The following is a 26,789-nucleotide window of genomic DNA, read 5'->3' as shown; positions in this document are numbered from 1 at the left end:
ACGCTTCGTTGACATTCGAACCGGAAACCTCCGTCGCTCTTGGCTTCGGATTCCGCTGTGGCTTTTTGGGCTTGCTGCACATGGAAATCACCCGTGACCGCCTGGAGCGAGAATTCGATCTGGATTTGATCTCTACCGCACCATCGGTGACCTATCGCGTCGTCAAGGAAGACGGCACGGAACAGTACGTGCACAACCCCGCGGATTGGCCAGAGGGTAAGCATGATTCGGTCTACGAGCCGATTGTGAAAATGACCATCATCGTGCCCGCGGATTTCGTTGGCCCGACGATGGAGCTGTGTCAATCCAAACGCGGCCAAATGGGTGGCATGGATTATCTTTCTGAAGACCGCGTGGAATTGCGTTACACCATGCCGTTGGGTGAGATCATCTTTGACTTCTTCGACATGCTGAAATCGCGGACCAAGGGATATGCCTCGTTGAATTACGAAGAAGCTGGTGAACAGCTGGCTGACTTGGTGAAAGTCGATATTCTTTTGCAGGGCGATCCTGTCGACGCCTTCAGCGCAATCGTGCACCGTGAGCATGCGTATCACTACGGCAACAAGATGACGAAGAAGCTGAAAGAGCTCATCCCACGCCAGCAATTCGAGGTGCCGGTGCAGGCGGCTATCGGTGCCAAGATCATCGCGCGTGAAAACATCCGCGCGATGCGTAAAGACGTGTTGGCGAAGTGCTACGGCGGCGATATTTCGCGTAAGCGCAAGCTGCTGGAAAAGCAGAAGGCTGGTAAAAAGCGTATGAAGTCGCTGGGATCGGTTAACGTGCCACAGGAAGCCTTCGTTGCTGCGTTGTCGACTGATGATAATTAAACGCTGATAATTAAGCGCTGATAATTAAACCCAGCGCTGACGAGCACACCCGGCGAGCACGCGCTCGTTGGGTGTGCGTCACGTTGGGTATCACAGAGGCCACGCGGGGCGTCACATTATTGACTACTGTGGAAAAGCATATCTTGTGACCGAATTTTTGCTCGATGAAGGATGTGTTTCTTCCCGTGTCTGGCCCAGAATCCCAACAACCTGAGTTCAACCCGCTGGCCAACCGTCGTTCCGCACGCCCGGGACGCGTAGGGCGCCCAACGCGTCCGGGGCAACCGCAGACCCAAGGGCAGGGGCTACCGCCGCGGACCACACCAGCGCAAGGGCCGCTGGAATTTGTACGAGCGAAAATCGGTGAGCAGCCCGTGGGTGAGGTTTTCCGTGGGGCCGCCGAAGACGTGCTCATCGAGCTGCAAGAATTGCGTCGGGATCTTCACGAACACCCCGAGATTGGCTTGCATCTGCCACGCACGCAGCAAAAAGTCTTAGACGCACTGGAAGGATTGCCGCTGGAGATTACCACTGGCCACGAGCTGTCTTCGGTGGTTGCGGTGTTGCGCGGCGGCAAGAGGGGAGACCACCCCGTATCGGTGCTGCTGCGCGGAGACATGGACGCGCTGGCTGTGCGTGAACGCTTGGATCTGCCATTTGCCTCGAAAAACGATTACATGCACGCCTGTGGGCACGATTTGCACACCGCGGGCTTGGTGGGCGCCGCGAAGATTTTATGCCGCTACCGAGAAGAACTCGCGGGCGACATTATTTTCATGTTCCAGCCTGGAGAGGAAGGCCCGGGTGGGGCAGCGCCGATGATTGAAGAAGGCGTGCTCGACGCTGCTGGTCGGCGCCCGATCGCGGCCTATGGCATTCACGTCGGCCCGCAGGATTACGGCACCTTTCACTACGTGCCGGGCCCGATGATGTCGTCGTCGTCCAACCTGACCATCACCGTCACAGGTAAAGGTGGGCACGGTTCGCGCCCGCATGATGCGATCGATCCGGTGCTAGCACTGGCCGAGATTCAGACCTCTCTGCAGATGGCTATCACCCGTCGCTTTGACGCGCTGGATCCGATCGTGGTGACGGTAACCAACGTGCGCGCTGGTGAAGGTGCATTCAACGCGATCCCGGATACGGCCACGCTTGGCGCGACGGTACGTGTGCTTCGTGATGAAAAGATTGATGCGGTACGCCAGATGATCGCCGAAGTCGCTGGAAATGTTGCTGCAGCCCACCGGTGTTCAGTGGATATTGATTTCCAGGTGCTTTACCCGACGACGAAGACGAATCCGCGTGAAACCAAATTTGCAGCTTCGGTGTGGGGCGAAATGTTTGGTGAGGAAGCTGTCCAGCCGTTCGACGCGCCGATGATGGCATCAGAAGACTTCGGTTTCGTGCTTGCCCAGATCCCCGGCACTTTCATGTTCCTTGGTACCGCCAACCCGGAAAAACCCGAGCACCTGCGCGATTGGAACCATTCGCCGAAAATTAACTTCAACGACGCCATCCTTGGCGATCAAGCTGCTGCATTGGCTGCGCTGGCTTTCGAGCGCTTGGCGACGGAGGAGGCGCACCCGTCGGCAAGCGTGCGGGCAGCGCGGGAAGCGAAAGAACAGGTCATCGTCAGAAGCCAAAGTGACGAGGCTGAGCGAAAGAACGATTCCTAGCCACGCTGGATCTATCCCTAGCTACGCTGGACCTGAAGTCGGGGGCTTCAGCTATGCTAAGGGCTATGTGGAACGCAGATTCACAGCAGCCCGCACCGGGCTGTGGGCTTACTAGCCAGCAAGAAGAACAATTTCAGCAGCTCGCAGCCACCGCACTGCGCCCAGAACGGGCCGATGAGCACGTCGTCGACAACCACTTAATGCGCATGATCCACGCGCATTAACCGTCGGCAAGCAGCCGGGGCTCTCGCCGGAGCTCCCGTAAGTGCTAGCGGGCAAAGCTCATACCAAGACCATATTGTTGATCTTCCTCACGTAGACTCAAAGTTATGATTTCACTCGTTTCGCCTCTTTTCGTACCTGGTGACCACCCCGACGACTTCCGCGATGCCGTCGATTGTGGAACCGACTCGATCGTCTTTGACTTGCAGGATTCCTGCGCGCCAGAGAATAAGGCTCGGGCACGACAAAACATTGTCTCGTTCATCGAGGAATATTCTTCCGGGCAAAACCCCGATATCATCACCGCACACAAGCCGGTGCTTATCGGTGTGCGTATTAACGGCGTGAACTCGCAGGAGTACCCGAAAGATTTGGAAGCGCTGCAGGTGGTGGCTGACCAGCTGGATTTCGTTATGCAGCCATTAGTCAACGAGTCCAAAGCAATGTCGGAGACTAAACACCTGTTGAAAGATTCTGATGGGGCACCGGTTCCGATCGTGGCGTTGGTGGAAACTGCGCGTGGCATCGTCAATGCTGCCGAGATTGCCTCGACCCGTGGCGTTGCGCAGTTGGCCTTCGGCGCTGGTGATTACTCAGAGCAGCTGCGGGTGAACCACTCTAACCGCGATGCATTATTATTCGCGCGTTCGACGCTGGCGACAGCCTCGGTGGCGTACCGCTTGTCGCCGCCGGTTGATACCCCTTATTTCAATGTCGGCAATGAGGACGGGCTGATCGATGCCACGCACTACGCCAGTGCGCTGGGGTTTAGCGGTAAACTGTGCATTCACCCGGCGCAGTGCAAGATCGTCACTGCTGCGTTCAAGCCTTCCGATAACGCGATCGCGTGGGCGCGCGAGGCGGTGGAAAAATTCGAGGCCGCGGTGGCACGCAAAGAATCCTCAGTGGAATTGGATTCCGGAAATTACGTGGATGCACCGATCTACCGTCGTGCACTCGACCTTCTGGCAAAAGCCGGCAAATAACAGTCGGCCGGAAGCGACTTAAGAATCAGCAGAACCTGCGGTCTCACCCGCGGGTTCTTTTTCTGTATCTGGGGAAGTGCCCGGCTGTGTATCTGGGGAAGTGCCCGGCTGTGTAGCGGTGTTTGTCTCCTTGGCTGTGCCGGGCTTGCATAATTGCCGCAGCGCAATGCGGCCATACATGTCGCCAAGTTCCTCGCTGGTGAGACGGCCGCCGTCGGCATACCACTGCGAGACACCGATACCCATATCGATGAGTGCCCAGCTCACTATCTTCACATCGTCAGCAACGAAAACCCCGGAATCGATACCTTCGCGCACGATTGCCATCCAGCGGGCGACATAGTCTCGACGCATCTGCACCACGATCGAACGGGTCGGCTCTTGCAGCGCACGAATCTCGTTGTTGACGATGCGCGCGCGTCGGGCCTGCTCGGCATGGAAAATGGTGTGATATTTCATGCTGGCGTACAGTTTGTCCGCGCTCGTTCTCATAGGCGAATAACCAGTTGCATGAAAACGCAGTAATGCCTCCATCGAACTGATTGCGATATCCGCTAGCACCTCTTGTTTGGAACCATAGTGGTTATACAGGCTCGATGCACGCATGCCGACGGCGGTAGCAATGTCTTCCATGCCGGTGGCGTGGTAACCGCGCTCGTCGAAAAGCTCCATCGCTGCTTCGGCGATCTGTGCTCGGCGTTTCGGATTAGCCATGGGTTTTCTTCTCCTCGTCGGGCTGGTTGTCAGCAACGCACTATTAGTAAAGCATGCCATGAAATGTTAACGACATATCGCTTGACTATTAGTGCGATGTGAGTCACTCTTAATACTAACGATGATTCGTCTGGAGGAGTAAAATTGTCCCACAATGCATCCCATAATCCACTCGCCGCCGGCACTGATTTGCTCGGCGTATTCAATGACCTTCCCGAAGCTGACCTCAACGCCTGGAAGCGTGCATCCAGCCTGCGTGGGCCAGTCGAAGCTGTCATCAATGATTATTGGCAACGTGCAGAAATCCCCTTCGACCTAATCCCGGAGATCGTCGAACGTGATTTGCTTACCGACGGACTCGATGTCGATGGGCACGAGACGCTGTCGCATTTGGGCTCTGGTTTGGCTTTGATGGAAGTTGCCCGCATCGACGGCTCGGTTGCCACCATCCTGGCGGTGCAAGCGGGATTGGCGATGCGCTCGATCGATATGTGCGGATCGCAGGAACAAAGAGACAAGTATTTGCCGAAGATGGCGAAAGGCGAGCTGCTTGGCGCGTTCGCATTGACGGAGCCGGATCACGGTTCTGACTCGATTGCCCTGGAAACCTCAGCGGTACGCGATGGCGACGAGTGGGTGCTTAACGGCGAGAAGAAATGGATCGGCCTGGGTAAAGGTGGAGATATCACGGTGGTCTGGGCACGCACCGAAGATGGTGAGGTCTCGGGCTTCATCGTTCCGCAGGACACCCCAGGCTATGACGCTGAGGTTATCGAGAACAAGATTTCTTTGCGTGCCATCCACCAGGCACACATCAAGCTCAACGACGTGCGTGTGCCTGCGGAGAACCAGTTGGCAAACGCAAAGACATTCAAGGACACTGCCGCCGTGTTGATGGCTACCCGCACCGGCGTGGCTTGGATCGCTCTGGGCGCGGCTATTGCCTGTTATGAGCGTGCCCGCGAATATGCCGACGAGCGCATTCAGTTCGGCCGTCGTTTATCGGAAAGCCAGATCATTCAACAGCGCCTGGTAGACATGCAGCTTGAGATCAGCCAGATGATGCTGTTGAACCGTCACATCGCAGAATTGGACGCTGCGGGCAAGCTGACCGGCGAGCAGGCCGCGTTCAACAAATTGCGTTGTACCCGGGGTGCTCGCAAAGTCGCGGCGGATGCGCGTGACATGCTCGGTGGCGTGGGTATCTTGTTGGATAACAACATCGCCCGCCACTTTGCCGACACTGAGGCTTATCACACCTATGAGGGCACGGATACGGTGCAATCGCTGATCATTGGTAAAAAGATTACCGGTGTGGGTGCGTTCAAGTAGCTCTAGCTCTAGCTCTAGCTTTAGCTGTAGCTCTAAGCTGCAGCAGCAACAAGCCGGTTAGGAGAGAAACTTCCTAGCCGGCTTTCTGCTTGAGATTTTTCGTGCTTGAGATTTTGTGGATCCACTTGTGCGCTCTCGAGCTGGCCTACTGCGAACGCGACGGCAAACGGGCAACGCACGGGCAACGCCAAGGCCGCCGCGTGAGTTGCAGCGCTAACTCATGAGCTAGTTATTCAGAGGCTTGCGGGTTTTCGCCATGTGCATGGCGCGTTCCACATTCGCAGGCATCGCGATCAATGGCACTGCGTACTCAACCTCACGGTCAGCGAATTCATCGAAGCCAAGCTCGGTGACGCCATCAGCAGCGGTGTAGTGCTTGGCCAGCTGGCGCGCGATGACGTGATCGTTGTCCGTCATGCCCTCGATGGGCCAGCCCTCATCGAGAGGCTTATCACCGGAGTACAGCGCGATCGTGGTATCAGCGGCCGGTGCGTAACCGTCGATCATCTCGGCCGCCTGGTCGATAGCATATCCGAGTACGTGATCCGGGGACATCAAGATAGCATCGCCTTCGCGAATGAAACCGTAATCCGCAGCGAAATACATATTCGGCAATGGATTGGCATCGGTGATCAGATCAAACGCGCGCTGGTGGTAGTCGTCGTACAGCCCTTGCATGCGCTCCAGCATGGAGACAGTGCCCGACCATGCTGGGAACAAACCGACCTTGCGCTCTGGGAAAGCCACCTTGGTGTCGGCGTGGACGACGACGCGATCACACGACAAATACAGTTCAGAGCCACCACCGAAGGCCACGCCACGGACAGCGCCAACCACCGGGAATGGGGCATTGCGCAGCTTGCGCATGACCTGCGACCCGTTGCGCACCAGATCATCAATGCGCTGGGTATCGCCGCTTTCGCCAGCTTCTGCAATGGAGGTCAAGTCAGCACCGGCACAGAATGCGCGCTGCTCATCGTTGCCAACCACCAAGGCCTTGATGCCGAGTTCTTCGGCATCATCGATGACTGCGCGAACATCATTGAGAGCCGGTTGGCTCAGCGAGTTCAGAGAAGTCTTGATGTCCAAGATGCCCACGCCGTTGTCCAGCAGGTGGACGCTGACCTTCTCGGCTTCACGAACCGTCTTCGCCTTGCCGGATGCGAGCAATTCTTTGACGGTGACCACACCGGCCCGGTCCTTGGTCTCGGAAACGGAGCCATCGGTTGCCAATACCTTGCCGACTTCTGGGTAGAAGCCACCAGCTTTGATGGCAGCCTCCAGCAGGGCAGGGGTGTTGTCGTAGAGCTCGGCGACTTTGTCCAGGCCGATGGAATCTGCCAGAGCGAATGGGCCTTGTTTCCAGCCATAACCCAAAACCATGGCCTTATCCATCAGTTCAACGGTGTCGGCGATTTCTTCTGCGGTTTCCAGGCAGTAGCCAAGAGTCGCGGCAAACAGATCACGAGCGTAGCGACCACCGGCGCTGTCTTCTGCAATCACCGAAGCAGCATCCTTGTGCTTAGTGGCAGGATCTTCTGGCTTCTGGCGCTCGCCGTAGCTGAAGTCTTCCTGGATGACCTTATCGCGGCCCTGGTAGAAACCACCCTCGCCAGTCCGGCCGGTCAAACCTCGCTCAACCAGGCCGGTGATCACAGAATTTTCTTCCAAGTTGAACTGTTGCAATGTGTCGGATTCCGGCAAAGCATTGGTCAGCGACGACCAGATTGGCTTGACCAGTTGCAGACCGATGTAGTCCAGAAGGCCGAACACACCGGTGCGCGGGATGCCGAATGGCTTGGAGAATACTGCGTCGGCAAGCTCGTAGGAAATTCCCTGCTTCATGGCCAGTTCAGCGCCGGCGCCCAACCAGAAACAACCCAGACGGTTGGCGATAAAGCCAGGGGTATCGCGGCAGTCCACGACGACCTTGCCCAGCTGCTGTTCAGCGGCGGCGTTGAGCACCTTGAGCGTCGACTCGCTGGTCTTTTCGCCTTCGACGATTTCTACCAAGCGCATCACGCGTGGTGGGTTGAAAAAGTGGGTGATGGCAAAACGGCTGGCCAAATCGTCGGAAAGCTTGGCGGTCAGCTCTGCCAACGGAATGGTTGAGGTGTTCGAAGACAGTAGCGCCGCGTCATTCAGGTGTGGCGCGATCGTCTCATACAGAGAACGTTTCGCATCAAGGTCTTCGAAAATGGCCTCGACAACCCAGTCGCACTCGTTGAGCTTGTCAAGGTCATCCGTGGTGTTGCCAGCTGAAATATTTTCCACGAACTTCGGGTGCACGAAGCCTTTGCGTTTCTTCTGGATTTCGATGCCCTTGTGCGCGCGAGCGCTGCGCTCTTCGTGGGTCTCGCCGTCGTCGGCCATATCCAGCAAAGTGACGTTGATACCCGAGCTTGCCAGCAAGGCTGCGATACCAGCACCCATGGATCCAGCACCGATGACGGCTGCGTTTTTCACGGGCGCTTCAACGGTGGTCGGTTCTGGGTTGGTGATAATTTTCTGTGCCGTGTTCTGAGAATTGTTAGTCATGTTCTATACAGCCTCCACGATCAAAGCGATTCCCTGTCCGCCACCAATGCACATGGTGACCAAACCGTATTTCTTTCCGGTTGCACGCAAGTGGTGCAGTACCTTTACGGTCAAAATAGCGCCCGAGGCACCAACCGGGTGCCCGTGGGCCACGGCCCCGCCGTGCACGTTGGTTTTTTCTGGGTCGAATCCGAGCTCGTCTTGCACGGCGATAGCCTGTGCGGCGAAAGCTTCGTTGGATTCGATGAGGTCGATGTCATCCAGACTCAAGCCGGCTTTCTTCAGTGCTTTCGGCACGGCGACGATTGGTCCAAGACCCATCTTGGTGGGGTCCACGCCACCGATTCCCCACGAGACGACGCGGCCTAGCGGGCTGGAACCGTGCTGGTTTAGTGCGGATTCGGTGCCCAGCAGCAAAGCAGCGGCGCCGTCGTTGATGCCGGAGGAGTTACCGGCGGTCACGGAGCCGTTCTTCTGGAAAGCTGGTTTGAGCTTGGCTAGGGCCTCTGTGCTGGTTTCGCGAACGTGCTCGTCGAAGTCGAAGGTGATTTCGCCCTGCCGGGTTTGCAGTGTCACTGGCACGATTTCTTCTTTGTGTACACCATTGTCGCGGGCGGCGGCAGCGCGGCGCTGTGATTCTGCGGCGAATTCGTCCTGGCGTTCCCGGGAGATGCCGTAGGCTTCGGCTACGTTTTCTGCGGTGACGCCCATGTGGCCGGTGCCAAATGGGCACGACAGTGCACCGATCATCCAGTCTTCCAGGACACCGTCACCCATTTTTTGTCCACCAGAGCGCATGCCCTTGACGGAATAGGGTGCAGAACTCATGTGTTCGACGCCTGCGGCGAGTGCCAGCTCGGCATCGCCACTCAAGATTTGCTGGCTAGCCGAAACGATTGCCTGCGCGCCAGAACCGCACAGACGGTTGACGTTGAATGCGATGGAAGAATCTTTCAGCCCGGATTCAATACCGATTTTGCGGGAAAGATAAACATCCGAGGGCACGTTGGGCACAACATTGCCGACGACGACGGACTCAACAGCCGCGGCATCGACACCAGCGCGAGAAATTGCTTCTTTCGCTGCGATGGTGCCCATCTCGGTAGGAGAGAGTTTGGAGAGCGAGCCCTGGAACTTTCCGATAGGAAGGCGGGCTCCACTGGCAATATAGATCTCTGACATGAGACTCCTTGCAGGTTGAAACAGCGTTATACGAATGATTATTCGTTATGCAGCGTAGTCTATGTCACAAATCTGGTTTCGGCAACGATTGAACACTCGCGGGATCAGAATGCAGTCCGCACAAAGCACAGCGCAGTCTGCAAAGAGCACACCGCAAATCAGCGTGAATCACCGCAAATAACAATGCAGGAATCGATCAGTCCCGTGCAGTGATCTTTTCGTTGTCTGCAATCTCAGCTAAGCGGTCAGTATCGACCATGCCAGCCACCACGACTGCCGAGCCACCAGCTGCGAGCGGTGAAAGCACCTGCCGGGAAAATGAATCCCAATCGGTCCACCCTGTTGATAAGACGCGCAGCTTTTCCGAGGTCGGCGCAATTAAATCGCTTAAAGGTTGGGTCTGGCCAGGGTAGAAATCGCCATAAAAGCGCACCGTCGGGCCAAAATCGATTGTGCCTTCAGGTACTTGTTCACCGATTTCTTCGACACCACGGCCGAAGGGATCTGTCGTGACGACGACAACGTCGCCGTGTCCGGTGTAGTCGTCGGCTTTATCCGTGGTGGTGAAAAATACGACGGGCTCGTCAGCGCCCGATGCAGCTGTCTCAGCGCCAGCAGCAGCACCAGCACCGCCAGTACCGCCAGCAACAACGTCAGCACCGCCAGTAATAACGTCAGTACCAGCAGCCGATTGGATAGCGTCGTCGGTGGCAAAGCGGACCGTCACACCAGCAGCCAGTGCACCCAGGGCGATCATGGCGGTTTGCCACGAGACTGGCAGATCGCACAGGATCACCGAATCGTCGTCAAGATCCAATTCTTCGCGCAAGAAATTAGCCACCTTGGATGCCCAATTTTCGGTGGTCTGAGCAGAAAAGTCCATGCGGGTGCCGTCGGCCTCGTTGTACACGGTCAGGCGAGGGCTTGCGGGGTCATCGGCAAGCAAATGAGACAACATATCCATGCGCCCCATCCTAGGGCGCAAACTGTGACGATGCAGCGGTGGCGATGCAGCAGTGCCGATGTATACAGCCTGCGAATTCGCATCGCAGGATCACGACGTTGCGCTGGGGTAGTGCGGTTTTCGTTGCGTTAATGCACGCAACGCGGCCCATCGCCGCCAGCATCGATTTCTGGGGCATCCACGACGCTGCCGAAGTCTTCACCAATGGTGGCGGTGGCATCATCCTGGCCCAGTTCAGCCTCGATCAATGGGCCATCGTAATCGGCGGCAACCACGACAACGATGGAATCTGGCTCCAGGTTGGCATTCGCGGTGACCGTTGCGATCCCAAGCTGCTCCGCCAGGGCCTTCGCACGGGGGTCGTTGGCATCCGCTGCTACAACCTGAGAAGTGGAATAAATCCCTTCGTTGGCATTAGAAACATCCATGACGGTATAGCCATGCTCATCCAACCAAGCCCCGGTAGCAGCCGCGGTACCCGCTGGTGCCTGTGCATTCAAAATGTGCAACTGGGCGCCTTCAGCCACCATTTCCACGAGGTTTTCGCCTTCAGCATCAGTATGAGCATCAGCATCGGCCAGCCCGGAACCGTGGTTGTCATCGTCGTTTCCGTTGTGGTCCCCATTGCCGTCGCCTGCACCATCAGCATCGCTGAGCAGATGATCCATGAATGCATGCACCTGCTGTTCATCAACCGTGACGACGGATTCGCCGTGGTCACCGATGCCATCGATCGCGGTTACCGGAATGGTGGTGAAGGTGACGTTACCGCCAGCCAGATTCGATAACTGGGTAGCGAAGCTCATGACATCCCAGTCCTCGTCGATGATCACGGAGCGCTCGACCGCGTTAGAAATCTTGTTGAGCGTCGACGGGTTAGTCAGAGTTCCCGTTTCCAGAACCTTATTGACCAGCGATGCCATGAATGCCTGTTGGCGTACGATGCGGTCGAGATCGCCACGTGGCAAACCATAGCGCTGGCGCACGAACGCCAAGGCCTCACGACCGTCGACAGTGGACACACCAGCGGGAAAGTTCGCACCGGACATGGGGTCGTCGACTGGCTCTTTCAAGCACACATCCACACCGCCGACTGCATCGGTAAGCAACACGAACCCTAACAGCCCCACCTCGGCGTAGTGGTCAACTTCGATACCAGTGAGATCCGCGACCGCAGAGATCAGACCAGAACGGCCCGCAGCCATCGCAGCGCGCTCGTCGTCAGCATTCTCTGCTGGTGCCGCCTGCTGCTCAAAAGCAGCTTTGTGGGCGCTGTAGACGCCATTGAGTTTCATGTTGCCGAACTCGTCGTCATGCACGTAAGTATCGCGCGGCAAGGAAACAGCGGTAGCTTGTGAACCGTCATTAGGCACACGGATCAACATCATGGTGTCGGTGTTGTCCTCGCCGGCGAATTCACCAGCATTCAGCCGCTCGAGTTCGTCTTGGCTGAGCTGGTTGCCGTGGGCGTCGGTTCGAGAATCTGAACCCACCAACAGGATGTCGACGGCACCGTCGGGAGCTTTATCACCGGAACTTTGCGAGGTATCGCTTAATCCCAGGTTGCCTGCCGATGCCAGGCTGGAACCGACGCGACCGACCGTCCAATAACCCATCGCGGTGATCAGTAGGGTCAACACCGAAAGAAAGGTGATGATGACCTTGAGCCCGCCGGGCCCTCGCTGCTTGATGGCGCTGCGGGGGCTTGGGGCGGGCTGAATCTCTCGGATGGAGCGATTACGATCATTCACGCTGTTCAAGCTTAGGGCATAAGCGTTAATTTTCGGTTACCATAAGCGCTATTGTGTCTGAGCAAAATTCTGAACCAACCTTGAAACCAACCTTCAAACGAACCACCGAGCAGCCCGCGGCTCGCACCAAAGGGCAGCCCGCACCAGGAAGCTCCAAACGCTTGCCAGTGATTACGGTGACTTATTCGCCGGGCGAGCACCTGCGTGAGTTGCTGGATTCCTTGCCGCGTGCCACCGAGCGTGAGTGTGTTGTGTTGCTCGCAGACAATGGCTCAACTGATTCTGCTCCGCAACAAGCAGCGGCCGAGAATGACCATGTTGAATTCGCTGCCACTGGCGGCAATCTGGGCTACGGCGCGGGCATGAATTTTGGTGTACAGGCCGCCCACAGAATTTGGGGTAGTGATGAGCTTGCCGACGATTTTGTGCTGCTCACCAACCCCGATGTAGTTTTTCACGATGGTGCAATTGATGCGCTACTCGAATGTGCAGGCCGGTACCCGAATGCCGCGGCGATTGGCCCGCGCATCATCGAAACAGATGGCACCACCTACCCGTCGGCCCGTGCACTACCGTCGCTTGTCGACGGCATTGGACATGCCATTTTCGCCGATATCTGGCCATCTAACCCGTTTTCGGCGCGCTACCGCCAGGGGCAAGACATGGAAACTGAACGCGAAGCCGGTTGGTTATCAGGCTCGTGCCTTTTAGTACGCAAGCAAGCCTTCGCCAAGGTTGGTGGTTTCGACGAGCGCTATTTCATGTATTTCGAAGACACTGACCTTGGCGATCGCTTCACTCGTGCGGGTTACAGCAATATTTACTGCCCGTCCGCACAAATCAGCCATGCGCAAGGCCATTCCACCGAGGCGGAATCTGTTTCGGCGATCATGCTTCGCGTGCACCATGAATCGGCTGCGCGCTACCTCTGTGACCGGCTTCCACACTGGTATCAAGCGCCGGTGCGCTGGGGGCTGCGCGCAGGGTTAGCGGTGCGGGCGAAAATCATGACCCGCGGCTAACGATGACACAAGGCTAACGATGACCTGCGGCTAACGCTTGACCGGGGTGCTCGCCCCAGGCGTATGGGTGGCCACCTTCACGCAGATGATCGCTATCGGTTCCGGTGTGTAAACCCGGATGAGGCGAGATGAACGGATATATTTTGCCCCATGAGCAATACTGACGCCGTGATTCTGGTCGGCGGCCGGGGTACCCGCCTGCGCCCGTTGACCATCAATACGCCGAAGCCGATGCTGCCTACTGCCGGATACCCCTTCCTGCAGCACTTGTTAGCGCGCATTAAAGCTGCCGGGATTGAGCACGTGATCTTGTCGACGTCATTCCGCGCCGAAGTTTTCGAAGAGTATTTCGGGGATGGCTCGGAGCTTGGACTAGAAATCGAGTACGTCGTCGAGCAAGAAGCTTTGGGGACAGGTGGCGGCATTCGCAACGTCTATGACAAGCTGCGTGGCGAAAACGCCATGGTGTTCAATGGTGACGTTTTAGCGGCGACGGATTTGCGTGGGATTTTGCGCACACATGAAGAAAAAGCCGCTGATCTGACCATGCATTTGGTGCGAGTGTCTGATCCGCGGGCTTATGGCTGCGTGCCGACTGACGCCAGCGGGCAGGTTACCGCGTTTATGGAAAAGACTGAAGATCCTCCGACTGATCAGATCAACGCGGGCTGTTACGTATTCAAAAAGGAGCTCATCGCGACGATTCCGGCCGGGCGCAATGTCTCAGTGGAACGCGAAACATTCCCGCGGCTTCTTGATGAAGGCCGTAGCGTCGTAGGTCATGTTGATGCTGCCTACTGGCGGGATATGGGCCGTCCGGATGATTTTGTGCAAGGTTCGTCCGATTTGGTTCGTGGCATTGTCGGATCGCCGTTGCTGGAAGGCCAGACTGGTGAATCTTTGGTGGACCCTACCGCCGGGGTTGCTGGGGGAGTGCTGCTGCTCGGCGGAACCACCGTTGGTCGCGGTGTAGAAATCGGCGGGGGTTGCCGTATCGACTCCTCGGTGATTTTTGCAGGTGTGACGATCGAGCCGGGTGCGCGAATCAGGAACTCGATTATCGCGGATGGTGCGCATATCGGTGCGAACGCGATTATTGATGGTTGCGTGATCGGTGAGGGCGCGCAGATTGGTGCGCGCTGTGAGCTCGCACCGGGCATGCGTGTGTGGCCGGGAGTGGATATTCCAGATACAGGAATCCGGTTTAGCTCCGACGCGTAGCGACACGCCGAATAGTTTCCCTATTGCGCCTAACCCCTATATCTAGTACCTCTGCAGACTACCCCCGTTGATGAGTTCCTGTTACTCCTGTGACTCATGTTGTCTAGTGCAGGGGTTTTTGCCCGGTTTCTGTCCCGATAACGGAATCCGGGTTGACGATATTTAGTGTCGCGTTGTCTAATCTTTTGAAGTATGTGAACGACAACTACGGAGAAAGGACACGGCGTGGACGATATGGCTAAAAACGCCATTCTCCGTGGCGGCGCGGCAGCACTATCGATCGAGGAACTCTTCGGTGCGGTAGAGCAAGAATGGCAAGACCAAGCACTGTGCGCGCAGACGGACCCGGAAGCATTTTTTCCGGAAAAGGGTGGCTCCACCCGTGAAGCGAAACGTATTTGCCAGGCCTGCCCGGTGCGTGACGAATGCCTAGAATTCGCTTTGGAGCATGATGAACGCTTCGGCATTTGGGGCGGCTTGTCTGATCGTGAACGTCGCCGCCTCAAGCGCGATATCGGGTGATCTATTAGTTGCGTCTTCTTACTCTGCCCACGGATACCGTGCATCTACATCGCGCGGATCAAGGTTGAGGTAGGTCGCGACCAATACGGTCAGTATTTCTTGTAGTAACTGGCGACGCTGCTCGCTGGTTGCTGCGCGCTGTTCGATTGGTTTACGGAATAGCACGATGCGAGCTCGCGTCGGCTGGCCCTGTGCATCAATGCCCGGTTGGAGCACGCGTCCCAGTGGAACTGGGCCATCGCTGAAAATCTCATCGTCGACAAGCGCTAAATCCGAGCCCATATTCATCCGTGGGACGGTATCGACGGCGAGGTCAAGAGACTCCAATTGCGGCGCGAAGGCAGCATGGATCGAACTGAATGCATCGAGCGCTGCCATGTCGAATTGTTGACTGCGTGAGCGAAAGCGGGGCGTTTGCTGTGGTAATAGCACCCCACGTAAACCGCGACCATGGCGGTTGCGTCGTGGGGAGAGCCTCGCGCTTTCTTTCATGGGATTAGCATAGAACTCACCGGCGAAAATCGTCGTTGCGCCACGCCGGTTATCGTGCCTGACGTTCCTGATGTTCCCGTGTGACAGCCGTGGTAATTGTTAAACGTCGAGCTAGTCTTTAAACTTGAACGCGTGAATCAGATTCGTCGCTGCTCCCGTCCCGGCTGTGGTCAGCCTGCGCTCGCAACCTTGACGTATGCGTATGCTGAATCGACCGCGGTGGTTGGCCCGCTCACTTCTCAGCCAGACCCGCATAGCTGGGATTTGTGCCAGAAGCACTCCGAAAAGATCACCGCACCGGTGGGGTGGGAGATCGTGCGTGTGGACGGCGTCGACCTGGATGATGAAGATGACTTGATCGCATTGGCCGCAGCTGTGCGAGAAAATGGTCGTGTAACCAGTGGGCTTGTCGACGACCCTGACTCCAGCCCAGTCGTGCACACCTCTGCGTTTGCTGATGCCGCTGATCCGGAGCGCTCGAACCATCCGGTGCACCGGGTGCCCAGGGTGTTTGAGGAAAAGCAACAGCGCCGCGCACACCTGCAAGTGGTGCCTGACGACGATATTGCTGAAAGCCCAGGCGAATCGGTCAGCGTGAACGGTAGTAGGCACGCCGTCGGGCCGCAGACAGCCGAGAAAAGCGCAGGCCAGCGCGCGGCAGAAATTGCCGGTGAAGAGCCGGACGACCCAGTAGATTCGGTGGGTGACCCAGTGGATTCGATGCTGGAAGAACTTCGGGAGAGTTCCACGAGCGATTTTGAGGCCTTGTGGCCCGAAGGCGACGAGTGACTAAAAGCTGCTAGTTACCCGTAAACTAGCTGCGAATTAGCAGTGGGAATATTGTGCTGTGCGCACTCATCGGCACCTAGATTGCCGTGCCCGTTAGAATGGCGGTTATGTATTCAGCTCAGTTCCTCAGCTCTGTCATTAAGGCTTACGATATTCGCGGTTTGGTTGATTCCGAGATCACGCCCAGCTTCGTACGTAACGTCGGCCGCGCCTTTGCAGATTTCCTGAAAAACCACGGGACTGAAACCCGCGTCGCGGTGGGGCACGATATGCGTCCTTCGTCGCCTGAATTAGCAGCTGCGTTTGCAGAAGGCATTGCAGAAGCAGGCCTGGATGTTACTGCCTTGGGTTTGGTTTCTACTGACGAGTTGTATTTCGCTGCGGGAGAGCTGGATTGTGCCGGTGCGATGTTTACCGCTTCACACAACCCGGCGGCCTATAACGGCATCAAATTATGTCGCGCTGGTGCTAAACCCGTCGGCCAAGATACCGGGCTGGGCGTTATCACTGAATACCTCGAACAGCTTGACGACGACAACGCTGGAGCGCAATCCTCGGCTGATTCTGCGGGCGAAATCGTAGAACGTGAAATTCTGACTGATTACGCCAATTACTTAAATGAGTTGGTGCCGCTGTCTTCTGCGCGCCGCTTGGTGGTGGCAGTTGATGCCGCCAACGGCATGGCTGGGCACACTGTGCCGGCAGTATTCGAGGAACTGCCCATCGAGATTCGCCCGCTGTATTTCGAGCTCGATGGAACCTTCCCGAATCATGAGGCGAACCCGCTGGATCCGAAAAATTTGGTCGATTTGCAGCGTTTTACGGTTGAACAACGGGCAGATGTTGGGTTGGCATTCGATGGCGACGCCGATCGAGTGTTCTTGGTGGATGAGAAAGGCTCGCCGGTTTCACCGTCGGCGATTTGTGCGCTGATTGCCGAACGCATGTTGCAGCGATACCCAAAGGCAACGATTATCCACAACTTGATTACTTCCAAGATGGTTCCCGAGCTGGTGGAACAATCTGGTGGCACAGCGGTACGCACCAAGGTTGGGCATTCATTTATTAAAGCGAAGATGGCCGAGCACGAAGCTGTTTTCGGTGGTGAGCATTCTGCACACTACTATTTCCGTGAATTTTTCAATGCTGATTCTGGTATGTTGGCTGCGCTGCACATGCTGGCGGCTCTGGCGAGCTTTGACGGAACGCTATCGGAGTTGATGGCGTCGTACCAGCACTATGCCGCCTCGGGTGAGATTAACTTTACTGTCGACGACCAAGCTGCTGCGCAAGATCGGGTTCGTTCCGCATTTGCTGACCGAGCCACAAGCATTGATGAGCTTGATGGCATGACCGTCGAGTTGGCTGACAGTTCGGCCTGGTTTAACCTGCGTGCTTCGAATACGGAGCCGTTGTTGCGGTTGAATGTGGAGGCAGAAACGGACGCTGAAATTGCTCAGCTGGTCGACGAAATCTCCCAGCTAGTTTCCTAGATCCGCCGACGATACCAGCGTCATCGTAGCATCGGTTTTCGTATTTCTCGTTGTCCCAGGTGTCCCAGAAAAAGGATAGTTTTTGTTTATGCAGCTTCTCCGGCCGGCGATCCGCCAGTACCAGTGGGGTTCGACGACGCTGATTCCTGAGCTCGCAGGCCAGAACGCCACTGGTGAGCATATCGCCGAGCTATGGTTTGGGGCGCACCCAGCTGCGCCCGCACATGTGGAGCAGCCGCAGGACGACGAAGAAAAACGAGCAACTCTTGGGGCGACGACTGACTCACATGCCAGCAGTCTGGACCAGGTTATTGCCGCGGATCCGGAATATCATTTGGGTGCCCGAGTGTGCCGGTCGGCAGATTCACGTCTGCCGTTCATGGTGAAACTATTGGCAGCTGATGAGCCGTTGTCATTGCAGGCGCATCCTTCGAAGAGCGCTGCAGAAGAGGGTTTCGCGCGCGAAAATGCTGCTGGCTTGGCTTTGGATGATCCACAGCGCAATTACAAAGATGCGAACCACAAACCAGAGCTGATTGTTGCTTTAACCCCGTTTCGGGCCTTAGCTGGTTTTCGTTCAAATGACGATACTCGGCAGCTTTTCGACGCCGTGGATTGTGCGGAACTCCGCCCGTTTATGGCGATGCTGAGCTCGTCGACTGGCACAGAAGCCGAGCGATTGCATCAACTGTTTCGTAGCTGGGTCACCTGTTCCGCGGATGAACGCAGCGCGCTTATCAGTGCGATTGTCGACAGAGCACATGCGGTGCTCGCAGATGCTAGCCCAGTGCCGAGTTGGATTGCCGAAAGCTTGCGCACGGTGATCGATTTGCAGCAACGGTATCCCGGCGATATCGGCGTGCTGGGAGCAATGTTGCTGCATCACGTTTCCATGGAACCAGGCGAAGCGCTGTGCTTGGAATCTGGCCAATTGCACGCCTACCTCGAGGGAATGGGCGTCGAGATCATGGCAAATTCCGATAATGTTCTGCGCGGCGGATTAACCGCGAAGCACGTGGATGTGCCGGAATTGCTCTCGGTGTTGGATTTTTCTAGCGTCGATGATCCAGTCGTGCAGGCGGAAGAAATTGCGCAGGGTCGGTTCCGTTACCCGGCACGAGCCGAAGAGTTCTTCTTAGAACGGGTCGAATTAGATGCCGCGCAACCGTCGTTCAGTATTAGTCACGATGGTCCGGTCATTGTTTTGGTAACTCGCGGGACTGTACTGTGCCGTCAGCAGGAGTTGCACCCGGCCGAGGCCATGTGGCTGCCGGCTGGGAACGAGCGCGTTGATGAGGGGGATGCAGCAGCCTCAGCCTGCGAAATTAGCCTGGGCGAATCCGCAAACGACGCTGGTGCGGGAGTGAGCGCGGAGATTTTCATCGCTCGCGCTTAATCTGCTGCAATCAGTTATGCTGCCGTGCTGAGCTCAACGCAGAACTAGAGCTTTCCAGAAATCCATCGATGATTGCCGTGATGCGCTGAGGCAGTTCGGCTCCTGCAGAATCCGCACCTGCAGGCTCGGGGTTACCACCGGTGGTGTGCTCGCCATCGTCGGGGCCCGGTTGGGCAGCAGCGTGTTGTCCGGCACCTGGTTGCTGGTTACGGTTGGATTGCCCAGGTTGTGCCGCCGGCCCAGCGTTGTTCGGCCCCACGCCAGCGATATCTAGGGTTTCGTCCAGCAGTGGCGGCGTCTGCAAGTTCGGAATCTCATTCGCGAGCTCAGGCGGTAGATTTGGTGCTAAATCAGTAATCGCTGGTGGGTTAACCGCAGCTTTATTGCTCGCGCCCGGCGTATTGGCATTGTGTGCATTCCCAGCCTGGTTGTTGCCGCCCTGAGCGCTGCCATCGTGTGTGTTGCCTGCAGCGGTTTCAGCTTGTGACGCGGGTGCAGGCTCAGCAACAACCATTGAGTCACCGGGCTCGCCTTGGTTAGGCCGGTGTAGGTCTGGTTGTGGTCCTTCAAAACCACGTGGGCGATACACCACGGTGGGCACGACTGGCTCGCGAACTTCTTGAATCACCGCATGTGGCGGAAGGTAAGGATCAAAAGCATCGATTTGTGCCCGCCGCGAATTCTTTGTTCCTTGTGGGGAACGGGGGTGCCCGTTATCGTCGCCAAGCGCATTCGGTGAAATCGTCCGTGAGGGGTTAAGTTCGGCTGCCGAACCGTCGTCATCAGCTGGGGAAGGATCTTGCGAGGCAGTAGGCTGCGTTGAATTTTCCGCAGAATCAGAGCCTACCGTCGATTCCCCCGCGGATTCGGTTACCGTCGTTGTTTGGGTGTGCCCGGCTTCGTGAATCTGCGACGCTGTCGAAAAATTCGCCGGTTCAGAGAGCTGCCACACCCCGAAGCCAATAACCCCCGCAAGCAGAAAGCCGCTACTGATAAAAGCGACAGCTCTGCGGGTTTCTTGGCTCATGAGCAGCTAGCCTTTCGCGTTGATTGCAACTTGATAACAAACCATAACAGCTTTGTTGCAATGTAGTAAGGGGGCGACGTCGAAAGCTCCATAGTGTGAGTCAGCTTATAGAAATCCCGTCGAGGCTTGATCTATGTCAAACTAGTTCAGCTGACAATGATGCTGGCAATGATTACGACAGGAGCAGACAGTGACATCTTGGGACGAAGAGATTTTTAGCGACGAGAACAATCAAGACTTTCTTGATGAACTCGTTGACTTGGACGATGAAGAAATTGTCGAAGCTGTGCGCGATGCTTGCCTGCTCGCAGCAAGTTCCAACGCCAATGACCTGGAACTCGGCAACGGATATGCGGCTGCCACAATTGCCGCGATCTGGGCCGGGGCACCGTTTTCGGCTGGCGATATCGTCGCTGAATATCCGTTCATTCGCGGCCTAGTCGGAACGGCTGATGAAAAACTCTCCGAGGCTGCTGCAGAGCTGTTGAATGAGGTCGAAGGAGACTATGACCTCGATCCGTTCGTGGAAGCGTTATCCTAAAATTTTGTACTGAGGGCAGTCATGATCATTGCAATCGAAGGCATTGACGGCGCGGGCAAAAATACCTTGGTGAAAAAGCTGACGCATCGCTATCGCCAGCGGGGGATCACCGTCGACGTGCTGGCCTTTCCGGATTACGATAATTCTATTCACGCGCAACTCGCCCGCGAGGCCTTATACGGGCGTATGGGTGATCTCAGCGACTCTGCCTATGCCATGGCAACCCTTTTTGCCCTAGACCGAGCGGCACACCGAGATGCATTAGTCGACTATATTCCCGGTGGCGAGCGCGCTGATTCATTGCTCATCCTTGACCGCTACGTTGCTTCCAATGCGGCCTTCAGCTGGGCGCGCACCGGCGAAGATGCGGTCACTGACTGGGTGGCAGGGCTTGAATTTGGTCGGCTTGGTTTGCCGAAGCCAGATCTGCAGATCCTGTTGGATGTGCCCGTTGGAATTGCCGCCTCGCGCGCGAAAGCCCGTTCTGCGGCTGACAGCAGCCGGCAGCGCGATTACTATGAGCGCGATAGTGAGCTGCAAACCAATACCAATGCTGCCTATCACCGATTGGCAGAAAGTAGTTGGGCAGGACAATGGCTAGTCAGCGCCGACCTAGATAAGATAATGGCAACGATTGATGCGCGCCGGGCCGATTTGGCTGGCTCAACCACTTCCGGAGGATAGACACGACGATGGCAGCAACCATTCTGGTAGTTGATGACGACCCAGCGATCTCAGAGATGCTGACTATCGTGCTGGAATCCGAAGGCTTTCAGCCCATCGCGGTCACCGATGGTAACGAGGCAGTTCCGGTATTCCGCGAGCATAACCCCGATTTGATCTTGCTTGATCTCATGCTGCCTGGCATGAACGGGGTGGATATTTGCCGCACCATCCGTGCGGAATCGCCAGTGCCGATCGTGATGTTGACGGCGAAAACAGACACCGTCGATGTTGTGTTGGGACTGGAATCAGGTGCGGATGATTACATCACTAAGCCGTTTAAGCACAAAGAGTTGATCGCCCGCATTCGTGCTCGTCTGCGCCCACCGGTGGAAGCGCAAGAAGCCAAAACAGAATCCTCTGACGTCATCGTGGTAGGGGATTTGCATATCGATGTCAGCGAGCACACTGTCACCCGTGATGGAGAAGAGATTTCGCTGACACCGTTGGAATTCGATCTGTTGCTGGAAATGTCGCGAAAGCCCGGCCAAGTACACACCCGGGAGGACTTGCTCTCGAAGGTCTGGGGCTATAAGCACGCCTCGGATACCCGCCTGGTTAATGTTCACGTGCAGCGTTTGCGCGCGAAAATCGAAAAAGACCCTGAGGACCCACAGATTGTGCTCACGGTACGTGGGGTGGGCTATAAGACCGGCAAAAAGCCGGCCGCTTAGGCGTTAAGGACCATTAAGGAGCCCGCCACGTCCGTGTTTTCTACTGTTGCTCAACGTTTGCGTCGTCTTCGCACGAGGTTGATCGAGTTTTGGCGTACCTCGTTGCAGGTACGCTTGATTGGTTCGATTTTCGTTTCTTCGCTGGTGGTCATGCTGGTGCTGGCTTTCGCCTTGATCTCGGTGATCACCCAGCGGCTGGTCGATCAGAAGCTCGATGTCGCGAACCAGGAAATTGATCGTGCGCGCTATGCCGTAGAGCAGCAGATTAACGCCACAGGCTCTGCCAACAGCACGCAGGTGCGCATTACTTCGGCGCGTGCGTCGATCTCGCATTCTAGTAGTGAATCGAGTGATCTCTCGGCAATTTATGACACCATCATCGTCGTCGACAATGGCGATGGTTCGCTGACCACCGCTCCTGAAGGCTTCCGGGTGCCAGCTGAACTGCGCCGCTATGTCTCGGAAGGCCACGTTTCCTATCAATTCACCCCGGTGGAACGTGCAGATGGCACTGTCTACGACGCGCTGTTGATCGGTTCGCCCACTGAATCGGATATCCCAGGTGCGCAAGTTTATTTGGCGTTGTCGATGGAATCCGAGGCCTCGACTATGGCGTTGTTGCGTGGATTGTTGTCGACGGCCGGCGTAGTGGTGCTGGTGCTGCTGGTTGGTATCGCGTGGCTGGCAACGCAGCAAGTGATTTTGCCGATCCGTTCAGCCTCACGCACTGCACAGCGTCTGGCCAGTGGGCATTTGCGGGAACGCATGGTCGTGGAAGGTGAAGACGAGATGGCGCGGCTGGCGGTGTCGTTTAACGACATGGCGGACAAACTCGCTCGCCAAATTAATCAACTCGAGGAATATGGTGACCTACAGCGCCAGTTCACCTCCGACGTATCGCACGAGCTGCGCACCCCGTTGACGACGGTGCGCATGGCCGCCGACATGATTGCTTCCGATTCTGATTCGCTCGCTCCGCATACCAAGCGCGCTTCAGAATTGATGACCCGCGAGCTGGATAAGTTCGAAGATCTGTTGGGCGATTTGTTGGAGATCTCGCGTCACGACGCCGGCGTTGCCGATTTGTCCGAAACGCAGATTGATGTGCGCTCAAGCCTGGAATCTGCGTGGAATCAGGTTGAACACTTGGCGCAGAAACTCGATGTTGTTGTGACATTTTCCGGGCTTGACGACGCGCTGGTGATTGCCGGGGACTCGAGGCGTGTTGAACGCATTCTGCGTAATTTGCTGGCCAATGCCATCGACCATTCTGAAGGCAACCCAGTGCACGTATCTGCCGCAGCGAACGAGCACGCGATTGCGGTGTTGGTGGCTGACCACGGCGTGGGCTTGAAAGACGGCCAAGAAGACTTGGTGTTCAACCGGTTCTGGCGTGCTGATGTTTCGCGCAAACGCCATTCTGGCGGTACCGGTTTGGGTTTGGCTATTGCGCGTGAGGACGCCCAGTTGCACGGCGGAATTTTGGATGCCACCGGCGAATTAGGCGTCGGTGCGAGCTTCCGCTTAGTACTACCGCGGACCCCGCACGGTGAGGTGGATCCGGCACCGCTGGAATTGGCTGTGGCCGCTGACTTGGATGCGTCTGTGCAGGATAGCGCTTTGCGAGATCAAACCCCAGAGCAAGATAGCGCTGTGCAGAAAGCCCCAGAGCAAGATAGCGCTGTACCCGATAGCCCTGTGCAGCAAACTCCAGAGCAGGCTGAGCCAGCACCCGAGCAAACAGATTCGGCAGCGCCGGAAGCAGATTTTCCAGAGCACAGCAGTCGAGCGGAGCGTGATGACGATGCGGAATAATCGCAGCCCCAAAAAGCCACAGGCCGTCGGCAAGCATTCTTTGCGCTTGCTGCCTGCACTGCGCCCGCTGCTTTCACTACGCCCGCTGCACCGTGGAAGTTTGGCGCTGTTATGCGTCGGCAGCCTGAGTTTCGTGGTGGCCTGTAGTTCGCTGCCACGGGATTCGGAACCACAAGCGCTGCGCCCGTTCGATGCCTCGGCGAATCTCGACGATGACATGAATATCGGCCCCACCGATGGCCAAGAACCGGATTTGTTGCTGCGTGAGTTTTATCGCGCCTCGGCAAGCCCGGAAGGTGATTATCGCGTCGCCAAGAAGTATTTGACCGAGAATGCGCAGGGGAATTGGCAGCCGCACAGCGACGATATGCTGATCGTAGATCGCATCGAATTCAACACGGCATCGGGTCCTTCAGATACCTCGACACGGAAATTTAATGTGCGCGGAACGGTCATCGGCAAGCTCGGCGATGGCGGTAAATACCAGCCGGAAGACGGTTTGTACGAAACCACCGTGGATATGGAAATGGTCGATAACCAATGGCGCATTGCCACCCTGCCTTCCGGGGTAGTAATCGAGCGCAACGAGCTGCGCAATCAGTACCAGCCGCAGTCGTTGTATTTCTTCGATTCCACGGCAAGCGTGTTGGTCTCTGATCGCCGCTGGTTGTATTCGCAACAAGAATCCCTCGGTGCGAGCTTGGCAACGATGCTGGTCGAAGGTCCAAGTTCGCGATTGGCGCCAGCGTTGCAAGATGTGATGCCCGAGGATGCCGCATTCGTCGGCATCGATGAGGGAGTCTACAATTTTTCTGGAATGTCGTCGCTGAGTTCTGAGCAGCGAATGCAGTTTGCGGCCCAGCTGGTGTGGACGCTGGCGAATGCGTCGGTGCCAGGACCGTATTCGGTGCTCATCGACGATGTTCCGGTTGGTGATGGGTTGGCAACGCTATCAACCGATGATTTCGCGGGACTGAATCCGAAGGCTTCGGCTAGTGGGGTCAGTCCGTTGTATGCGTTGGCGAATGGTTCTTTGGTGCGGGTTGCCTCTGATCAGCGGGTGCCGCTTGACGACGCTGCCGGGGCGCTGTCCGATGTGAGTGCGGCTGATATTGGCGTTGATGGCACGCTGGCGGTGGTTCGTTCGAAGAGTGCGGGGGCGGCCCAGCCGGCGGCGAGCGGTGAAGAATCGCAGTTGTACGTGGGCGAACTCGACGGGACCTTGGAACAGGCGTTGTCGAGCGAGTACATCACGCGCCCGACGTTGGAACGCACCGGTGGTGGCATTTGGGTTGCTACACAGGATAAACAGGTCGTCCGTGTGGTGCGTGCGACGAGTTCGGGTGAACTGACCACCAGTGGCGTGGATACCTCGGCCTTGGAAGATATCGATGGTGAGATTTCTGTGCTGCGACTTTCTAACAGCGGAGCAGTAGCGGCGATGATTATTGGTGGGCATGTTTATACCGGGGTGGTGCAGCACACGACTTCTGGTGAACGCAAGATCGTCAACGTCCACGAATTAGGTACTGAGATCGGTGGCACCGCGTTAAGCCTGGACTGGCAGCCGGATGGCTCACTGCTGGTGGGAACCTCGGCGGCGGATACCCCCGTTTGGCGCGTGGAACAAGACGGTTCGGCAGTATCGTCCCTGCCGTCAGGAAACGTGACTGCGCCGGTGGTTGCCGTGGCCGCTTCTGGTTCGACGATTTATATCACTGATGCTCATGCGACGCTGCAGCTCCCGGCGAGTGGCAGCGAGACGTCCTTCTGGCGCGAGGTTCCGGGCTTGCAGGGGCAGCGTTCGGTTCCAGTGGTGGCGAACTAGTGATTGCTCGGTGAAACGGGGCTAGAAGCGCATACCGTCGCTCCTTGTGCTATTAATGCCGACACCCAAAAGAATCATATTATTCGCGGTTTGCTTTGTTGCGCCGGGCAGCATAACCCATTCCAGCAGTCCTGTACTGCACAACGCATGCTACGAACAATAAACTTGCGGTGGTGAGTATATGTGGAGTGGAAAACCAGGGGCCCGCTTCATCCATTTTGGCTAAGAGGGTGTCTGATGGTTTGTGTGTGGGAACCTATCCCACATAAGGAGATAAGCCAGAATGACTACTATGGCCAGACGAGATGCGGCCGATAAGGCCAAAATTGATGCGATTGAAGCAAAGCTGCTTGCTAACCCTGAAAACGCGAAACTGATTGATGACCTAGGCACATCCACCACGGATGCCAATGACCTGGTTCGGGGCATGGTGCAAGCCTCGATTACCAGGGGACTGAATGCTGAAATGGATGCCCACCTGGGCTATCAGCCCGGTGATAGAGCAGCTAAAGCTACTACTGGAACGGACAATTACCGCAACGGGACGTACCCGAAAACCGTAGACTCTAATTACGGGCCAGTAAGCATTGATGTTCCACGAGATAGAAACGGCACGTTTGTTCCTACCATGGTGCCCAAAGGCTCCAGGCGGCTAACAGATGTTGACGATATGATTGTCAGCTTATATGCCGGTGGGATGACCATTCGGGATATCCAGCATCATATGGCTACTGCGATGCGGGTAGATATCTCCCATGAGACGATTTCTGCAGTAACTGATGCTGTCCTCGATGAGGTCATGGTCTGGCAAAACCGCCAGCTAGATGAGTTCTACCCAGTCGTTTTCCTGGATGCACTACGCATTAAAGTCCGCGATGGCGGCCGAGTAGTCAACAAGAGTGCTTATATGGCTATCGGGGTGGACCTTGATGGTATTAAGCACATTCTGGGATTGTGGATTGCCAAAGAAGAAGGCGCATCATTTTGGGCACACGTGTGTGCCAATCTTTCCAACCGTGGGGTCAAAGATGTCTTTATTGTTTGTTGT

Annotated in this window: 22 protein-coding genes and 2 pseudogenes; 17 read left to right on the top strand and 7 right to left on the bottom strand. The window is 56.5% G+C overall.

Annotated features, from left to right (window positions below):
• The 4 genes and pseudogenes from RCH87_RS00530 to RCH87_RS00515 form a co-directional block, all read left to right on the top strand.
• Window positions 1-833, top strand: a pseudogene (locus tag RCH87_RS00530) (elongation factor 4); the annotation flags it as partial.
• Window positions 834-1,057: 224 nt separating this feature from the next.
• Window positions 1,058-2,509: a M20 family metallopeptidase gene (locus RCH87_RS00525; RefSeq protein WP_373690880.1), complete on the top strand. Its 1,452-nt coding sequence runs from the start codon at window positions 1,058-1,060 to the stop codon at window positions 2,507-2,509.
• A 65-nt stretch (window positions 2,510-2,574) separates the two neighbouring features.
• Window positions 2,575-2,733: a hypothetical protein gene (locus RCH87_RS00520; RefSeq protein WP_306514792.1), complete on the top strand. Its 159-nt coding sequence runs from the start codon at window positions 2,575-2,577 to the stop codon at window positions 2,731-2,733.
• Window positions 2,734-2,838: 105 nt separating this feature from the next.
• The gene (locus tag RCH87_RS00515) at window positions 2,839-3,717 is read left to right on the top strand and encodes a CoA ester lyase (RefSeq protein ID WP_306514791.1); all 879 of its coding nucleotides are present in this window, start codon (window positions 2,839-2,841) and stop codon (window positions 3,715-3,717) included.
• 18 nt (window positions 3,718-3,735) lie between these two features.
• Here RCH87_RS00515 and RCH87_RS00510 read toward each other — a convergent pair whose 3' ends face one another.
• Window positions 3,736-4,431, bottom strand: a complete 696-nt coding sequence (locus RCH87_RS00510) for a TetR/AcrR family transcriptional regulator (RefSeq protein ID WP_306514790.1) — start codon at window positions 4,429-4,431, stop codon at window positions 3,736-3,738.
• Between the two features lie 144 nt (window positions 4,432-4,575).
• Here RCH87_RS00510 and RCH87_RS00505 point away from each other — a divergent pair, with 144 nt between their 5' ends.
• A complete protein-coding gene (locus tag RCH87_RS00505) occupies window positions 4,576-5,763 on the top strand; it encodes an acyl-CoA dehydrogenase family protein (protein ID WP_306514789.1) in 1,188 nt (395 codons plus the stop codon).
• A 225-nt stretch (window positions 5,764-5,988) separates the two neighbouring features.
• On the opposite strand, the gene RCH87_RS00500 is transcribed toward RCH87_RS00505, so the two are convergent.
• The 4 genes from RCH87_RS00500 to RCH87_RS00485 all read right to left on the bottom strand — a co-directional run bounded on the left by RCH87_RS00500 (window position 5,989) and on the right by RCH87_RS00485 (window position 12,198).
• Entirely contained in the window at window positions 5,989-8,301 is a 2,313-nt protein-coding gene (locus tag RCH87_RS00500) for a 3-hydroxyacyl-CoA dehydrogenase/enoyl-CoA hydratase family protein (protein WP_306514788.1), read from the bottom strand.
• A gap of 3 nt (window positions 8,302-8,304) precedes the next feature.
• Window positions 8,305-9,483 (bottom strand): acetyl-CoA C-acyltransferase, encoded by a 1,179-nt coding sequence (locus RCH87_RS00495; RefSeq protein WP_306514787.1) that lies wholly within the window; start codon window positions 9,481-9,483, stop codon window positions 8,305-8,307.
• Between the two features lie 196 nt (window positions 9,484-9,679).
• Window positions 9,680-10,447 carry a TIGR03089 family protein gene (locus RCH87_RS00490; protein WP_306514786.1) on the bottom strand — a complete coding sequence of 256 codons (768 nt, stop codon included), beginning with the start codon at window positions 10,445-10,447 and terminating at the stop codon, window positions 9,680-9,682.
• Window positions 10,448-10,575: 128 nt separating this feature from the next.
• Entirely contained in the window at window positions 10,576-12,198 is a 1,623-nt protein-coding gene (locus tag RCH87_RS00485; RefSeq protein WP_306514784.1) for an LCP family protein, read from the bottom strand.
• A gap of 176 nt (window positions 12,199-12,374) precedes the next feature.
• Between RCH87_RS00485 and RCH87_RS00480 the strand changes: the two genes are divergently transcribed.
• The 3 genes from RCH87_RS00480 (at window position 12,375) to RCH87_RS00470 (ending at window position 14,963) form a co-directional block, all read left to right on the top strand.
• Window positions 12,375-13,220, top strand: a complete 846-nt coding sequence (locus RCH87_RS00480; protein WP_306514830.1) for a glycosyltransferase family 2 protein — start codon at window positions 12,375-12,377, stop codon at window positions 13,218-13,220.
• Between the two features lie 150 nt (window positions 13,221-13,370).
• Window positions 13,371-14,441 (top strand): NDP-sugar synthase, encoded by a 1,071-nt coding sequence (locus RCH87_RS00475; protein ID WP_306514782.1) that lies wholly within the window; start codon window positions 13,371-13,373, stop codon window positions 14,439-14,441.
• Window positions 14,442-14,666: 225 nt separating this feature from the next.
• The gene (locus RCH87_RS00470; protein ID WP_027017995.1) at window positions 14,667-14,963 is read left to right on the top strand and encodes a WhiB family transcriptional regulator; all 297 of its coding nucleotides are present in this window, start codon (window positions 14,667-14,669) and stop codon (window positions 14,961-14,963) included.
• Between the two features lie 18 nt (window positions 14,964-14,981).
• Here RCH87_RS00470 and RCH87_RS00465 read toward each other — a convergent pair whose 3' ends face one another.
• Entirely contained in the window at window positions 14,982-15,341 is a 360-nt protein-coding gene (locus RCH87_RS00465) for a metallopeptidase family protein (protein ID WP_306514781.1), read from the bottom strand.
• Window positions 15,342-15,587: 246 nt separating this feature from the next.
• Between RCH87_RS00465 and RCH87_RS00460 the strand changes: the two are divergent.
• From RCH87_RS00460 to manA, 3 genes and pseudogenes are all read left to right on the top strand, one after another.
• Window positions 15,588-16,019: pseudogene (locus tag RCH87_RS00460) on the top strand (DUF3499 domain-containing protein); the annotation flags it as partial.
• 332 nt (window positions 16,020-16,351) lie between these two features.
• Entirely contained in the window at window positions 16,352-17,737 is a 1,386-nt protein-coding gene (locus tag RCH87_RS00455) for a phosphomannomutase/phosphoglucomutase (protein WP_306514780.1), read from the top strand.
• An 88-nt stretch (window positions 17,738-17,825) separates the two neighbouring features.
• Entirely contained in the window at window positions 17,826-19,133 is a 1,308-nt protein-coding gene (gene manA, locus RCH87_RS00450) for a mannose-6-phosphate isomerase, class I (protein WP_306514779.1), read from the top strand.
• 10 nt (window positions 19,134-19,143) lie between these two features.
• Here the strand turns inward: manA and RCH87_RS00445 are convergent, their stop codons facing one another.
• Window positions 19,144-20,160: a hypothetical protein gene (locus tag RCH87_RS00445; RefSeq protein WP_306514778.1), complete on the bottom strand. Its 1,017-nt coding sequence runs from the start codon at window positions 20,158-20,160 to the stop codon at window positions 19,144-19,146.
• Between the two features lie 190 nt (window positions 20,161-20,350).
• On the opposite strand from RCH87_RS00445, the gene RCH87_RS00440 reads away from it, so the two are divergent.
• The 6 genes from RCH87_RS00440 to RCH87_RS00415 form a co-directional block, all read left to right on the top strand.
• Entirely contained in the window at window positions 20,351-20,701 is a 351-nt protein-coding gene (locus RCH87_RS00440; protein ID WP_306514777.1) for a DUF4259 domain-containing protein, read from the top strand.
• A 21-nt stretch (window positions 20,702-20,722) separates the two neighbouring features.
• Window positions 20,723-21,385, top strand: coding sequence for a dTMP kinase (locus RCH87_RS00435; RefSeq protein WP_306514776.1), 663 nt, complete (start codon window positions 20,723-20,725; stop codon window positions 21,383-21,385).
• Window positions 21,386-21,393: 8 nt separating this feature from the next.
• Entirely contained in the window at window positions 21,394-22,098 is a 705-nt protein-coding gene (gene mtrA, locus RCH87_RS00430) for an MtrAB system response regulator MtrA (protein WP_306514775.1), read from the top strand.
• 150 nt (window positions 22,099-22,248) lie between these two features.
• Window positions 22,249-23,913, top strand: a complete 1,665-nt coding sequence (mtrB, locus tag RCH87_RS00425; RefSeq protein ID WP_373690879.1) for an MtrAB system histidine kinase MtrB — start codon at window positions 22,249-22,251, stop codon at window positions 23,911-23,913.
• Window positions 23,903-25,741 carry an MtrAB system accessory lipoprotein LpqB gene (gene lpqB, locus RCH87_RS00420; protein ID WP_306514774.1) on the top strand — a complete coding sequence of 613 codons (1,839 nt, stop codon included), beginning with the start codon at window positions 23,903-23,905 and terminating at the stop codon, window positions 25,739-25,741. Before mtrB ends, lpqB begins: the two co-directional genes overlap by 11 nt.
• A 292-nt stretch (window positions 25,742-26,033) precedes the next feature.
• The coding region (locus RCH87_RS00415; protein ID WP_306514828.1) for an IS256 family transposase at window positions 26,034-26,789 on the top strand (756 nt) is incomplete at its 3' end.

Origin of the sequence: Corynebacterium sp., from assembly GCF_030826625.1 — a bacterium.
GTDB lineage: Bacteria > Actinomycetota > Actinomycetes > Mycobacteriales > Mycobacteriaceae > Corynebacterium.
This window is presented reverse-complemented; position numbering and strand designations above follow the sequence as displayed.